15 protein-coding genes and 1 riboswitch are annotated in these 12,689 nt (G+C 69.6%); of the genes, 5 read left to right on the plus strand and 10 right to left on the minus strand.

Features of this window, described 5'->3' with window-relative positions; translation table 11 throughout:
- Positions 1–264: 264 nt before the first annotated feature.
- Entirely contained in the window at positions 265–1,707 is a 1,443-nt protein-coding gene (locus EV371_RS14460) for a cytochrome P450 (RefSeq protein WP_130462493.1), read from the plus strand.
- A 433-nt stretch (positions 1,708–2,140) separates the two neighbouring features.
- On the opposite strand, the gene EV371_RS14465 is transcribed toward EV371_RS14460, so the two are convergent.
- Complete coding sequence (locus EV371_RS14465; RefSeq protein ID WP_130462494.1) at positions 2,141–2,671, minus strand: pyridoxamine 5'-phosphate oxidase family protein; 531 nt, start codon at positions 2,669–2,671, stop codon at positions 2,141–2,143.
- Between the two features lie 372 nt (positions 2,672–3,043).
- Positions 3,044–3,193 carry a hypothetical protein gene (locus tag EV371_RS33400; RefSeq protein WP_165436692.1) on the minus strand — a complete coding sequence of 50 codons (150 nt, stop codon included), beginning with the start codon at positions 3,191–3,193 and terminating at the stop codon, positions 3,044–3,046.
- 248 nt (positions 3,194–3,441) lie between these two features.
- Between EV371_RS33400 and EV371_RS14470 the strand changes: the two genes are divergently transcribed.
- Together EV371_RS14470 and EV371_RS14475 are read left to right on the plus strand one after the other, a co-directional pair.
- Positions 3,442–4,308, plus strand: a complete 867-nt coding sequence (locus tag EV371_RS14470) for a Scr1 family TA system antitoxin-like transcriptional regulator (protein WP_130462495.1) — start codon at positions 3,442–3,444, stop codon at positions 4,306–4,308.
- 18 nt (positions 4,309–4,326) lie between these two features.
- The gene (locus tag EV371_RS14475; RefSeq protein WP_130462496.1) at positions 4,327–4,533 is read left to right on the plus strand and encodes a DUF397 domain-containing protein; all 207 of its coding nucleotides are present in this window, start codon (positions 4,327–4,329) and stop codon (positions 4,531–4,533) included.
- A 177-nt stretch (positions 4,534–4,710) separates the two neighbouring features.
- On the opposite strand, the gene EV371_RS14480 is transcribed toward EV371_RS14475, so the two are convergent.
- Positions 4,711–5,061 (minus strand): winged helix-turn-helix transcriptional regulator, encoded by a 351-nt coding sequence (locus EV371_RS14480; RefSeq protein WP_130462497.1) that lies wholly within the window; start codon positions 5,059–5,061, stop codon positions 4,711–4,713.
- Between the two features lie 44 nt (positions 5,062–5,105).
- Between EV371_RS14480 and EV371_RS14485 the strand changes: the two genes are divergently transcribed.
- The gene (locus EV371_RS14485; protein ID WP_130462498.1) at positions 5,106–5,993 is read left to right on the plus strand and encodes an imine reductase family protein; all 888 of its coding nucleotides are present in this window, start codon (positions 5,106–5,108) and stop codon (positions 5,991–5,993) included.
- A gap of 184 nt (positions 5,994–6,177) precedes the next feature.
- Here the strand turns inward: EV371_RS14485 and EV371_RS14490 are convergent, their stop codons facing one another.
- From EV371_RS14490 to EV371_RS14500, 3 genes are all read right to left on the minus strand, one after another.
- On the minus strand, positions 6,178–6,705 hold the full coding sequence (locus EV371_RS14490; RefSeq protein ID WP_165436693.1) for an SgcJ/EcaC family oxidoreductase: 528 nt from the start codon (positions 6,703–6,705) through the stop codon (positions 6,178–6,180).
- Positions 6,706–6,813: 108 nt separating this feature from the next.
- Positions 6,814–7,356, minus strand: a complete 543-nt coding sequence (locus tag EV371_RS14495; RefSeq protein ID WP_130462500.1) for a MarR family transcriptional regulator — start codon at positions 7,354–7,356, stop codon at positions 6,814–6,816.
- 196 nt (positions 7,357–7,552) lie between these two features.
- Positions 7,553–8,203 carry a CG0192-related protein gene (locus tag EV371_RS14500; protein WP_130462501.1) on the minus strand — a complete coding sequence of 217 codons (651 nt, stop codon included), beginning with the start codon at positions 8,201–8,203 and terminating at the stop codon, positions 7,553–7,555.
- Positions 8,204–8,406: 203 nt separating this feature from the next.
- Here EV371_RS14500 and EV371_RS14505 point away from each other — a divergent pair, with 203 nt between their 5' ends.
- Positions 8,407–9,597 (plus strand): cytochrome P450, encoded by a 1,191-nt coding sequence (locus tag EV371_RS14505; RefSeq protein ID WP_130462502.1) that lies wholly within the window; start codon positions 8,407–8,409, stop codon positions 9,595–9,597.
- A gap of 130 nt (positions 9,598–9,727) precedes the next feature.
- Here the strand turns inward: EV371_RS14505 and EV371_RS14510 are convergent, their stop codons facing one another.
- The 4 genes from EV371_RS14510 to EV371_RS34315 all read right to left on the minus strand — a co-directional run bounded on the left by EV371_RS14510 (position 9,728) and on the right by EV371_RS34315 (position 12,559).
- Positions 9,728–10,513 carry an ATP-binding cassette domain-containing protein gene (locus EV371_RS14510; protein ID WP_130462503.1) on the minus strand — a complete coding sequence of 262 codons (786 nt, stop codon included), beginning with the start codon at positions 10,511–10,513 and terminating at the stop codon, positions 9,728–9,730.
- Positions 10,506–11,300: an amino acid ABC transporter permease gene (locus EV371_RS14515; RefSeq protein ID WP_130462504.1), complete on the minus strand. Its 795-nt coding sequence runs from the start codon at positions 11,298–11,300 to the stop codon at positions 10,506–10,508. The genes EV371_RS14510 and EV371_RS14515 overlap by 8 nt, the downstream gene beginning before the upstream one ends.
- 82 nt (positions 11,301–11,382) lie before the next feature.
- On the minus strand, positions 11,383–12,264 hold the full coding sequence (locus tag EV371_RS14520) for an ABC transporter substrate-binding protein (RefSeq protein ID WP_130462505.1): 882 nt from the start codon (positions 12,262–12,264) through the stop codon (positions 11,383–11,385).
- Between the two features lie 172 nt (positions 12,265–12,436).
- Entirely contained in the window at positions 12,437–12,559 is a 123-nt protein-coding gene (locus EV371_RS34315) for a hypothetical protein (protein ID WP_349337206.1), read from the minus strand.
- Positions 12,560–12,566: 7 nt separating this feature from the next.
- Positions 12,567–12,658: riboswitch (SAM riboswitch) on the minus strand.
- Between the last annotated feature and the right edge of the window lie 31 nt (positions 12,659–12,689).

Consider the following 12,689-nt stretch of genomic DNA (forward strand, 5'->3'; position numbering starts at 1 on the left):
GCGCGTCAACCGGCCGTATGCGGTCTGTGATAGCGCGCTCACATATCTGAGATTCGCCAATGAGTAAAGTTAATCGTTGCAGTCGCCGCGCCGCGCACGCGAGGACTCGACAGGCGCATGCCGGCGCGTCACCATGGAACTACGCAGGCCCGACCCGGTCGCTTTCCATAGTGCGGTCACCGACCGCGTGTGCCGTTATGAGGGATGCCGATCGCCGACCCGTGACAGAATTCGTTGTTTCAACCGGTGGAGTGGACGTGAAGAATGGCCGTAGTGCAGATTCCAGGCCCGCGCCCCATGATGTTGCCGCGCCAGCAATGGTCGTTCCTGCGCCGTCCCCTGCGGTCTCTCGAACGGGCACACCGCGATTATGGCGACCTCGTGGCGCTGCCGCTCAACGGCCGCCGGGTGATCGCGGTGTTCGGCCCGGACGAGGTCGAGGCGGTCCACAGGGCCCTCGGCGGAGGGGTCGAGATTACCGGCGCCGCCGGCGTCGAAATGCAACCGCGCGACGACATCCAGGGCCGCGGGCCGCTCAACTCGACGGGGGAGGAGCATGCGCGGTACCGTCGCATCTGTCACCGCGCCCTCGGCCAGCACTCCCTTGCCTCCTATGTCACGATCGCGATCGACGAGACCCAGCGGCTGGTCGACACCTGGCGGCCCGGCACCCGGCTCGACCTGCTGCCGGAGATCACGGCGCTCACCCGCCGCATCTTCAAGACGTACATGTTCGGTGTGGACATCGCGGCCGCCGCACCGGAGGTCGACGCTGCGGTCGACACCTACATCGACGTCCTGGAGTCGACTCCCCAGCGCATCGCCACCACCTACCTGCCGTTTCCGGTGCCGGGGCTCGCGCGGCGTGCCGAGCTGCAGGCCGGCCGAGCGGCGATCGACGCCCGGATCACCGCGATCGCGACCGGCCGGGTCCAGCCGACTCGCTACTCGCTGGCTCAGGCGGTGCTGGCGGAGGTCGAGAATGCGGGCCTGTCCCCGGAGCCTGCGCTGGTCCGCGACTTCGTGCTGCAACTGCACTTCGCGGGCCTGACCTCGCTGGCGTCGGCGATGGTGTGGGCGCTGCTGCTGCTCTCTCTCAATCCCGGGCCGGCCCGCGAACTGGTCGACGAGCTAAACGCAACGCTCGACGGCCGGATACCTCGCCCCGAGGACGCCCGCCGCCTGCCGTACCTGGAGGCGGTGCTCAACGAGGCGATGCGGCTGTATCCGGCGGCGGCCTGGGAGTTCAAGGGGACCATCAGCCCGCTCGAGGTCGGTGGTCATCTACTGCCGGTCGGCGCGCCTCTGCTCCTGGTGCCCTGGGTGACGCAGCGCAGCGTCCGGTCGTTCGAGGACCCGCTCGAGTTCCGCCCGCGGCGCTTCCTCAGCGGGTCGGCCTACCGGCCCGGCGCCTTCCAGCCCTGGGGCACCGGCGAGCGGTCCTGCATCGGCAAGTCGCTGGCACGGCACGCGTTCCGGTCCGTGGTCGGCGGCATAGTCCAGCGCTTCCGGCTCGACCTCGTCGCCGGCCAGCGCATCGAGCCGAATCCCGGGCTGCTCGGCAACCGTCTGTTGCCGTCTCCTGGAGTCGAGGTCACGGTCGCCGTCCAAAACGGGGAAACCTGGCGCTCGGTCGCACCGACCTCGGGGTCGGTCGCTGCGAATGCTGCGGGGGCTCGTCGAGCCGATCGAGGGAAAGGGAGCTGATCGAGGCCGCCGGGTGGCTAGCGGGCCGGGTGGTCTCCTAGCCGGTATTCCGGGGCTGCCCCGAACCGACTTGCCAAGCTTTCCACCTTTGTAGTCTGCGGCGCTGACATCACAAAGGCGAATCTGATCCCAGCTTACAGGCTGCGCAGGAGCGTGGGAATTTGCAGAGTGCCAGAAAAAGCACCTCCAGCGGCTTGAGCGACGAAGACGTGACGAGATCTGGCGCCGCGAGAGATTGGCTCGCGATGGATACCTGCCCAACGCCGGTCCGGGTCGGGGGACTGCGTAGGATTTCGACACACTCCCTCGAATCCGGCCGTCCCGACAGGCAGAAAGCCCTGACCAGCAGAAACGCTGGTCAGGGCTACCAGACGGTAACGAGACCTCTTACGAAGCGAGCCTTGGACGCGCATCGGTTGGCCCGCGCTGCGGATCAGGGCTCGGACGCCACGGTGAGCTTTGCGAGGTCGGGGGCATAGACGGTCATCCAGTGCGGATGCAGCCGGTAGTAGACAACGTCGTTGTCCCAGTCGAAGAGGTCGTCGCCGTAAAAGTTCTTAAGGTACGCAAGCACGTCCGGCCAGTCCGCGGCCCGATCGCCATGCTGGGGGTTGAGGATCTCCACCTTACCGTGCGTGAAGACGCCGAGGTCCTCACCGCGCAAATGTGCGGCGCTGGCGGCGGGCCGCGCCGCGAGGTGGCGCGCCTTGGCCGCGTCGCGCGCCGTGCCGAAGTACCACTTGCCTCGCAGGAAGTGCCCGTCCACACCGCTGATCCGCGGCTCACCCTTCGCCGTAACGCTGGACAGAGCGAGGGTGCACATGCCGGTGAGGACCTGGGTGAGCTGCTCCGCGTTCAGTGTGCGCGCGGTGTTGATGATCGAGCGGAGGTGGGAGGTGGAGCGGGCGAGGGAGGCGTCAAGGAGGGCCTGGAGCTTTTCGAAATCTTCTGGAGTTTCGTGCATGGAGGTCCTGTCTTTCCGTATCTGTCCGTGCCGCCCGGTCCGCGCCTAGTACCGGCGCCGACCGATGAAACTATGCTCCACCCAAAACCTGACACCTTGCGTCATATTTCTTATGCTGGCTCGCGGACGCCGGTGGGCCGCACGACAGCCGGCGCGAGTCTGCACGTCGCGCAGGCTGACGTCGGCGTCGAGCATGGTGGTGGCGAAGCTACAGGTAGCGCTGCTACGCACCCTCTGACAGTCTCTACGAGCGCTGGTCGGCTTGCGTGGTGCTTCTCGGTCAGCAGCCGCATAGCCGCGTAGAACGGCTCCTTGCTGGTCAGTTCCTCCAGGCTCACGAGCTCTTCTTTCTGCCGGGCCGGGGCGGTCCGATCAGGGCCGGGCGCGATGCTGGCCGGCCAGTTCGGAGGTGGTCGTGCCGCAGCGTGGACACCAACCGGACTTGACCTTGAAGGCGAAAAGGCCGACGAGGAAGCCGAGCAGTGTGCAGCCGACCACCGTGCAGAACAGACGCAGCAGCATCGCGACCTCCTGAGTGCAGGGATGCCGGGCAGCTGGTTGCCGCCAGACGTTCTGCCCGGCATCCCGGTTGCGGGCCATCCGCCCGAGGGGCGGAGGTGGCCACGACGCGCCCCAGCGGGGGAAGGTGCGCGGGCTGGAGCGCCATGCACGAACGCAAGGCTTGCGAGTGGACGTTCTGTTCATATCGCGCCGCTTTTCCATTGCCTTGCAAACGCAAGCCACATGAGACTGGAGAGGAGCGAAGGAGCGTGAACGTGGCGGCCCGAAAACAACCGCCGACCGTCAGACTGCGCCGACTGGCGGCGGAAATCCGCGCACTGCGACACGGCGCCGGCCTCACCCGGGAAGACGTCGCCGAACGGACCCACATGAATCCCGCCACCCTTTGGCGGCTCGAAACCGCGCGGGCCCGACCCCAGCGCCGAACCCTGCTCGGGCTGCTCGACGTCTACGGCGTCACCGATCCGGAGCGCCGGCTCGAAATGGTCGCACTCGCCAAGGACGCCGGGCAGTTGGGATGGTTGCAGGCGTACGAGGACCAGTTGCCCGACGAGTACAGCACCTACATCTCGTTCGAGTCCGAGGCCCAGTCGGTCCGCAACTACGAGTCGCTCTTCGTCCCCGGCCTGCTCCAGACCGAGGCGTACGCCCGAGCCGTCACCGCCGGACTGTTGCCGAACGGAACGGAGGAGGAGGTCGAAAGGCGAGTCGAGGCGCGACTCAGGCGCCAGGAGACGATCAGCAAGGCCGAGCCGCTCAAAGTGTGGGCGATCCTCGACGAGAGCGTCCTGCACCGCAAGGTAGGCGGTGCGGAAGTGATGCGCGACCAGTTGCAACACCTTGCCAAGCTCACCAAGCTGCCCAACATCACCGTGCAGGTCCTGCCTTACGAGGTCGGCGCGCACCCGGGCATGTACGGCGCATTCGCGATCATGAGTTTTCCGGATCCGGCGGATTCGGATCTGGTCTACATCGAGAACCGCGTCAACGCCCTGTTCCTTGAACGTGACGCCGACATCGCCAGCTACACGGACCTCTTCGAACACCTACGCGCGGCAGCGCTCAATCCGGCGGCTTCGATCCGCTTGATCGCCCGTGCCGCCGAGCGGGATTGACGGAAGGAGGTGAAGAAGATGTACGACTCTGACCTGACCGATGCCGTCTGGCGTACGAGCATTCGTTCGGGTGCGAACGGCAACTGCGTCGAGGTTGCCGACAACCTGGGCGCCGTCGTCGCGGTCCGGGACAGCAAGGACCGGTCCGGGCCGGTGCTCGCGTTCCGTCCGGCCGCCTGGGCGACCTTCACGGCGTCGCTGAAGCACGGGACGCCGGCGGCGTGACGCGTGCCAGCGCAGCGCTCGGCGGCCCCGCCGGAGCCGTAGGCGGGGCCGCCGTCCGCGTGCCGGGGTAGCCACTTTCTTGTGCGTACTTGTCGGCCGGAGCGCGCCGGGCGAGCCTGGGTGTGGGCGGTCGAACGGGCCGCCGGATCCGGATCGAGAGGAGGTCGACGGTCTGTTTCAGGAGGCCGACCGGGCGGCGGCGAGCTTCTCCAGGCGGCGGTGCCCCCAGTCGGAGAGCGGCGCCACCGCCTCGGCCAGGTCACGGCCGAACGGGGTCAGCGAATAGACGGTCTTCAACGGCAACACATCGTGCACCTCCCGGTGCACCAGCCCGTCGCTCTCCATCTCGCGTAGCGCCTGGGTCAGCACCTTCTCGGTGAGGCCCGGCAGCCGTCGGCGTAGCTCGGCGGGGCGGTGCGGGCCGGATTCCAGCAGCCAGAGCAGCGAAGTCTTCCACTTGCCGTCGATCACGGCGATCGCGGCGGTCACCCCGCAGACGTTCAGATCCCGGGCTCGGCTGCGTGTCATTGCGTCCTCTTTACCCCAGTTTGCACAAGTTCAGGAGTACCGCTATGTCCTCGCACCCCGAACAGTCCGCTGTCACGGTACTCGGTCTCGGACCGATGGGCCGGGCCCTGGCCGGCGCCTTCCTGGACGCCGGCCTGTCCACCACGGTCTGGAACCGGACCCCGGGCCGGGAAACCGCCCTGGTCGAGCGGGGCGCGGTCGCCGCAGGCTCGGCGGCGGAGGCGGTCGCCGCGAGCGGGTTGACCGTGGTCTGCGTGGTGAACAACGACGCGGTGGAGACCATCCTTAGGGCCGGTGCCGTCGCGGACGCGCTCGAGAGTCGCACGGTGGCGAACCTCAGCGCGGACACACCTGACCGGGCACGGGACGTCGCGGCCTGGGCGGCCGAGCGCGGCATCGACTACCTGGACGGCGCGATCATGACGCCGACCACGACCATCGGCACCCCGGACGGGGTCTTCATCCACAGTGGTCCGAGCGACCTCTACCGGCGGCACCGGCCCGTGCTGGAGAGGCTGGGCGGCACCCACACCCACGTCGGCGAGGAGATCGGCCGAGCGGCGGCGTACGACCTCGCCCTGCTCGACATCTTCTGGACCTCGATGGCGGGCTGGGCCCACGCACTCGCGGTGGCCCGGGCGGAGGGAATCACCGCGCGGGAACTGGCGCCCTTCGCCATGGGCATCGGTGAGATACTGCCGCCGATCTTCGAGCAGACGGCGGCGGAGGTCGAGGACGGCAGCTACTCCGGCGCGGACAACCCGATCACCTCGGCGGCCTCGACCATGTCACACGTCGTGCACGCCGCCGAGGCGCACGGGATCGACGCGAGCGTGATGCGGGCGGTCGAGGGGCTCACTCGCCGGGTGATCGGGCTCGGCCACGGCGCGGACGGCTTCCTGAGGGTGGCCGAACTGCTCGGTCGCCGCTGAGTCGTATGTCGAAGTCGGCGCCCGGGTCCGAACTGGCGTGCGGGTCTGCCGGGTGGGAGGTCGTGCTACGGCGAGGTCTCCGGTGGAGGTTCAGCGAGCAGAACCGGGACCGGCGATCTTGTGCACACCTGGCGGTGATGGAGCCGCTCGACCTGGCAGGCCAGCGTCGATTCGCGGCACACCCTTACCCGCCGGCCTGGACCCGGGTGTTCTGGAAGGCCGCGATGAGCCAGCCGTCGGGGCCTTTGGTGGCCACGAAGGTCTGGATCGAGTCCTCACCCATGGGAACGATCTTGCCCCTGGTGTGGAAGATCGCGACATCGGCGGAGAGGAAGCGCAGGTCGACGATCCGCGCTTCGACCTTGCTGTTCTTCAGCACGCTGTCGAACGCGGGCTGAAGCAGGTCGACGATCGCCTGCCGGCCCGCTGCATGGATGCCGCGAAAGTCGATCAGATCGGCGTCGGCGGTGTGGTACGAGGCGTACGCGGTGGCGTCGCCCCGCGCCCACGCCTCGTTGATCTTGTCGAGCAGTCCTCGAACCTCGGTCTCGTCGGCTCCGGTCACCGCCCCCGTACCGGCACTCGCTGGGGGTGGCACCGACCTGTCGCGGTCTCGGTCGTTGTCCGAGCCACACGCCGCCAACCCGGCCACGGCAATGACCGCGACCGACGCGACGACGAACTGACCGAACCGGAAGCCTCGCACGTGCACGACTCTCCACCTCCATTGACAAGTAGCGACGGCTCCTGCCGTCCGCGAACCAGTCAACCGGGTCGCTGCTGCAAGCAGCAAGTTCTCACAGCAGCTATCCGGGGTAGATCAGGGTGCTCCCTTACCGCTCTCCGGGGGCCCGTCAGAGGGTGGTCGCAGGACCCGGCGCCCCCGAGTGGCATGCTGCCGGCCCCCGGCGCGCAGATTGACGGTCTCGGCCCGGGCGTCCCGACGCCCCTGCCGCAGGAACTCGAGCAGGAACCGCAACTCGGCGTCGGAGTACTGGCCGATCTGCCGCTGCCAGCGAACGTTCAGCCGCTCGTAGTACTCCGCGACCTGCCCGACCCGCTCCGGAACCACATGGATCACGACCCGCCGACGGTCCGCCGGATCAGGCTCCCGCCGCACATATCCGCCGCGTTCGAGCCGGTCCACGAGGCGGGTCACCGCACTCGTGGTCATGCCCATCAGCTCGGCCAGCTGTCTGACCCCGGCCGGTCCGGTCTCCAACAGTGCGGCCAGCCCGTGCACGTCGGAAACCGACATGTCGAGCTGATGGGCGACCGCGACCTGAAATCTCACCGCGGCGGAGATGTAGCGCGGCATCTCCTCCACCAACCCACCGATCAGCTCATCCCGGCCCTCCACCATCCACCCCTTCCGACTCCGGCCGTGCGGCCATCGTCTCGACCGTAACGATCAAAGGACGGACGACCAGCACAGCCCGGCGTACCAGCGGAAGTGTCGCGCACGCCGATGGCACGACGTAGCCGGAAGTCGACCCGTGCGCCGGGTGACGGCGCTCAGGTCCGATCGGATCGTCGGCCACTGAGTGGACGGTCCGGCCTCAGCGCAGTACGGCGTACGCGAGCGGTACCGGGGTCGGTTGGCCGGGCCAGGTGCCGGTCAGCGCGGCGGCGGTCGGCATGGCACCGTTCAGCCCGCCGTCTCCGCTTCCGGGGCGGCGGACGACGGCGAGTTCCACGGCGTCCGTGACGATGGTCGTCGGTTCGTCCTCGACCACCCGGCGGACCACGCGTACCGGCGGCAGGACGCTGTCCGGGGTGCCGCTGCCGGTCACGGTCATGCTCGGCTCGCGGACATCGCGTACGCCGTCGACCTCGAAGAACTCCTCCGCCTGGCCGCCGTCGGTGACGATCGCGGCGGCCAGCGCGCTGGCGTAGACCGGGTCGCCGCAGGCGTCGTACACCCAGCGGCGGCCGAGCACCGAGTGCTCGGCCGTGCCGATCAGCCACTCGTCGCCGCCGGGCAGGGGTGCGTCGCGGTAGGTGAGTGGGACCTGGTGTACCGGCCCGTCACCGGACCTGACCAGCATCGTCTCGATCCCGACCGCTCCGTCCGGGTCGTCGAGCCGGAAGCTCGCGACCCGGACGACGTCGGCGGGGGCCGGGCCCCGGTACCATCGCCGGCCGGGCAGCCAGTCCGCCAGGAGTTCGAGTTTGCCGGGATGCAGTGTGGCCCGGTGCAGCAGCGCCATGCCCAAGATCGTAGCGGGCGCCCTCGACGGGTACCCGCTCTGCACGCGCCCGGACGCCCGGGGTCTCAGCGGCGGCGGCGCACCCCGGCACACGGCCGCCGGATAGCCGGGTTACCGCGTCCGGCGCGGACGGTGGCAGCATGGCAGGGACCCCGGATCCGCTCCGGCCGCCGGGCCGTCCACTCGTCGTCTGGGGGAGACGAATGTCGACCATCGCCAATCCGTTCGGGACCGCCGCCGATCTGCACCGGGTCCTCGCCGAGCTGCGCCGGGACAGCCCGGTCGTGCAGATCACCCTGCCGACCGGTGCCACCGCCTGGGTCGTCACCCGCTACGAGGACGCCCAGCGGGCGCTGAGCGACCCACGGCTGGCGAAGGCGACCTCGGCCGGCGGGTTCACCTACCGCGGGATGCTCCCCGACGATGTGGCCCGGGCGGTGGGCCGGCACATGCTGGCGCTGAACCCACCCGACCACACCCGGCTGCGGCGGCTGGTCTCCGGTGCGTTCACCACGCGCCGGGTGGCCGCGCTGCGCCCCAGGATCGAGGAGCTGGCCGAAGAGTTGCTCGACGGCATCGTCGACGCCGAAGAGGTGGACCTGATCGACAGCTTCGCCTTCCCGCTGCCGATCCAGGTGATCTGCGAGCTGCTCGGGGTGCCGGCCGAGGACCAGGCCGACTTCCGCCGTTGGACGGATGCGATCGTCACCGGCCCGATGAACCCCGCCGGACTGCCGCCCGCGTTGACCGCGATCGTCGGCTACATCCGTACGCTCCTGGCGGCCAAGCGCGCCCGGCCGGCCGACGATCTGCTCTCCGCGCTGATCGCGGTGCACGAGCAGGGGGACCGGCTCACCGACGACGAACTCGTCTCGATGGTCTACCTCTTCCTGATCGCCGGGCACGAGACCACCGTCAACCTGATCGGCAACGGCATGCTCCTGCTGTTGGCCGAGCCGAAGCACTGGGCCCGGGTGGTGGCCGAGCCGGAGCTGCTGCCCGGCATCATCGACGAGGTGCTTCGCTACGAGGGCCCGGTGCAGAACGCCTCGTTCCGGACCGCGATGGAGCCGGTCGAGCTGGGCGGCCGGACCATTCCGGAGGGCGCGTCGGTGCTGGTGGCCCTGCTGTCGGCGAACCGGGACCCGGACCGGTTCGCCGAGCCGGACCGGCTGGACCTGGACCGCCCGCCGACGCCCAACCTCGCCTTCGGGCACGGCATCCACTACTGCCTCGGCGCACCGCTGGCCCGGCTGGAGGGGCAGATCGCCTTCGGCGCGCTGGCCCGCCGGTTTCCCGGGATGCGCCTGGCGGTGCCGCCGGAGGAGATCGGCTGGCGGTCCAGCCTGCTGCTCCGTGGCCTGTCGGCGCTGCCGGTCCAGCCGCGCGGCTGACCCGCCGGCACCCGGTGCGCAGCGACGGGACAGCTCGGACGGCACCCCGGACGGAGCGACGGGACAGCTCGGACGGCACCCGGGACGGAGCGACGGGACAGCTCGGACGGCACCCGGGACGGAGCCAAACTCAGAGGACCTGGGAGAGGAACTGCCCGAGCCGAGCGCTGCGCGGGTCCTCGAAGACCTGCGCGGGCGGGCCGGCCTCGACCACCCGGCCCCGGTCGAGGAAGACGACCTGGTCGGCGACCTGCCGGGCGAAGCTCATCTCGTGGGTGACCACCAGCATCGTCATGCCCTGGCCGGCCAGGTCCGCCATCAGCGAGAGCACGCCCTTAACGAGTTCGGGGTCGAGCGCCGAGGTCGCCTCGTCGAAGAGCATCACCCGGGGTGACATCGCCAGCGCGCGGGCGATGGCCACCCGCTGCTGCTGTCCGCCGGAGAGCCGGCCGGGTCGGACGTCCGCCTTGTGCCGCAGCCCGACCAGGTCGAGCTGGCGCAGCGCCAGCTCGGTGGCCTCGTCCCGGGAGAGCTTCCTGAGCTGCCGGAGCGCGAGCGTGACGTTGCGCAGCACCGTCATGTGCGGAAACAGGTTGAACTGCTGGAAGACCATGCCGATCCGCTGGCGCAGCGCGTCCGGGTCCTGGTCGAGCACGCTCACGCCGTCCAGCAGTACGTCGCCCCGGTCCGGCTCCAGCAGCCGGTTGACGACCCGCAGCAGGGTGGACTTCCCGGAGCCGGACGGGCCGATCACGCAGGCGGTCTCGCCCCGGCCGACCTGCAGGTCGATGCCGCGCAGCACCTGGTTGCGGCCGAACGCAAGATGGACGTCCCGGGTCGCGACGCTGACCGACTCGTATCCGGGGCCTGCCCCGTCCGGCCGGGCCGACACCGTCGGAGTGACAGACTCAGGCATGCTGGGTTCCCCTCCCACCCGCCGGTAGCGCGGTCTCGCCGGCCAGCGCCACCGGATCGTCCTCGTCGGGTTCCGGGCCGCCGGCCCGGCCGTCCCGCAGCCGCCGGTCGACCCAGTTGACCAGGTGGGTCAGCGGCACGGTGATGGCCAGATAGAACAGCCCGGCGAGCAGCAGCGCCGACTCGTTGCCGGTGTTCGCGGCGTGGTCCTGGCCGATCCGGAACAGTTCCCGCTGGCTGGCCACCAGGCCGAGGAAGTAGACCAGGCTGGAGTCCTTGATCAGTGCGATGAGCTGGTTGACCCAGGCCGGCAGGACCCGGCGTACGCCCTGCGGGATGATCACCAGGCGCATGGCGGCGCTGTGCGACAGGCCCAGGGCCCGGGTCGCCTCCAGTTGGCTGGCCTCCACGCTCTGGATGCCGGACCGGAAGATCTCCCCGATGTACGCCGACGCGATCAGCGACAGCGCCAGGATGCCCAGCGGATACGGGTTGGGGCCCCACCAGGCGAGCCCGAGGGGCGCCAGCCCGACCCCGATCAGCAGGATGGTGACGGCGGCCGGGAGTCCCCGGAACACGTCGGTGTAGACCCGGGCCGGCCAGCGCAGCCACCGGCTCCGGGACAGCCCGGCCATCGCGAGCAGCATGCCGAGCAGCGTCCCCACGATGGCGGAGAGCAGCGCCAGCAGCAGCGTGTTGGGCAGCCCGACCGTGAGCATCTCGGGCAGCGCCTCGCGCATCGACTCCCAGTCGAAGAAAATCTCCCACAGCGTCGCCAGGGTCTCCATCGCCTCGCCTGTCTCGGATCCGGTAGGCGTCGGCCGGCCGCGCGGGGCGGCCGGCCGACGGCTGTCTGCGGTGCTGGCCCGGTCAGCTCGCCGGGGTGGCCGCCGGGCTCGTCGCAGCGGCGTTGACCGGCGGGTACGTCACCGTGCCGCTGCCCGGCTTGAAGCCCTCCGGCACCGGCCGCCCGGGGTAGTACTGCTGCTGGAGACGGGTCCAGGTGCCGTCCTCGATCACCTGGTCGAGTGCGGAGTTCAGCGCCTCGCGCAGCGCGTTGGCGCCCTTGGCCACCGCGAACGCGGTCGGTTCCGAGCCGAGCTGCTTCTCGGCCAGTACGACCTTGCCGCCACTCTCCTGCGCGGACTTCTCACCGATCTCGGCGGGCGCGATCCAGGCGTCGGCGGTCTTCGCCTTGAGCAGGTTGAGCGCGCCGTTGTAGTCGGGTACCCGGACGGGGTCCAGACCCTCCTTGGTGGCGTAGTCGTCCTGCACGGTGCCCTGCACCACGACCACCCGCTTGCCCTTCAGCTCGGTGAAGCTCTTGATCGGCGACCCGGCCGGTACGTCGAGGCCGAAGTAGCTGAAGTCGTACCCGTTGGTGAAGTCGACGGTCTTCTTCCGCGCGTCGGTGATGGTGATCGACGACGAGCCGACGTCGAACTTGTGGGTGTTGACCTGGGCGAGCAGCGCGGAGAACTCGGTACCGACGAACTCGACCTTGAGGCCGAGCTTGCCGGCGACGGCGGTCATCAGGTCGTTGTCGAAGCCGGTGAACCTGCCGTCCCTCAGATAGACGTTCGGCGGGGCGTCGGTCAGGGTGCCGACCCGCAGGGTGCCGGGTTGCAGCAGGTCGTACGGGTTGTCGGCGGCGTCGGCGGAGGAGGAGCCGCCGCAGGCGGCGACCACGCCGAGCAGCGCGACGGCGGCTACCCCGGAGAGGAGGCGGGTGGCGAGGGTATTGATACGCATTGTGCTGAAACTCCAGTAAATATCCGGCGACGACGGGCCGACGACTGTCCCGACCGGCCCAACCGGTCCCGGACAGTACGGCGACTGCGTCGCTCAGGGGGTGTTGACGGGGTGGTCGGATTACCGCCGACCGGCGGTCGCGATCAGGCCGAGGGCTGGCAGGGCGTCGCGATCAGTCCGAGGCCCGACAGAGCATGGTGCTGGTCCGGCAGAGGTCGACGTGTCGACGCCAGCGGTGCCAGGTGACATGGAGCCGGCTGAGCCGGCTCGTCCGCCCGGCTCGGATGTTGCGCACTGCGAAACCTCCATCGCTCCTGGCGGTAGCACCCGCACCCGCATTGGGGGGTTGCTGCGACGTCGACGAGCCAGGTCTCTCGGTCGCTCTGGATGGTCGGTGATCAGCCTAGCCAACCCAGGCCCCGACA

This window comes from Plantactinospora sp. CNZ321, from assembly GCF_004217235.1.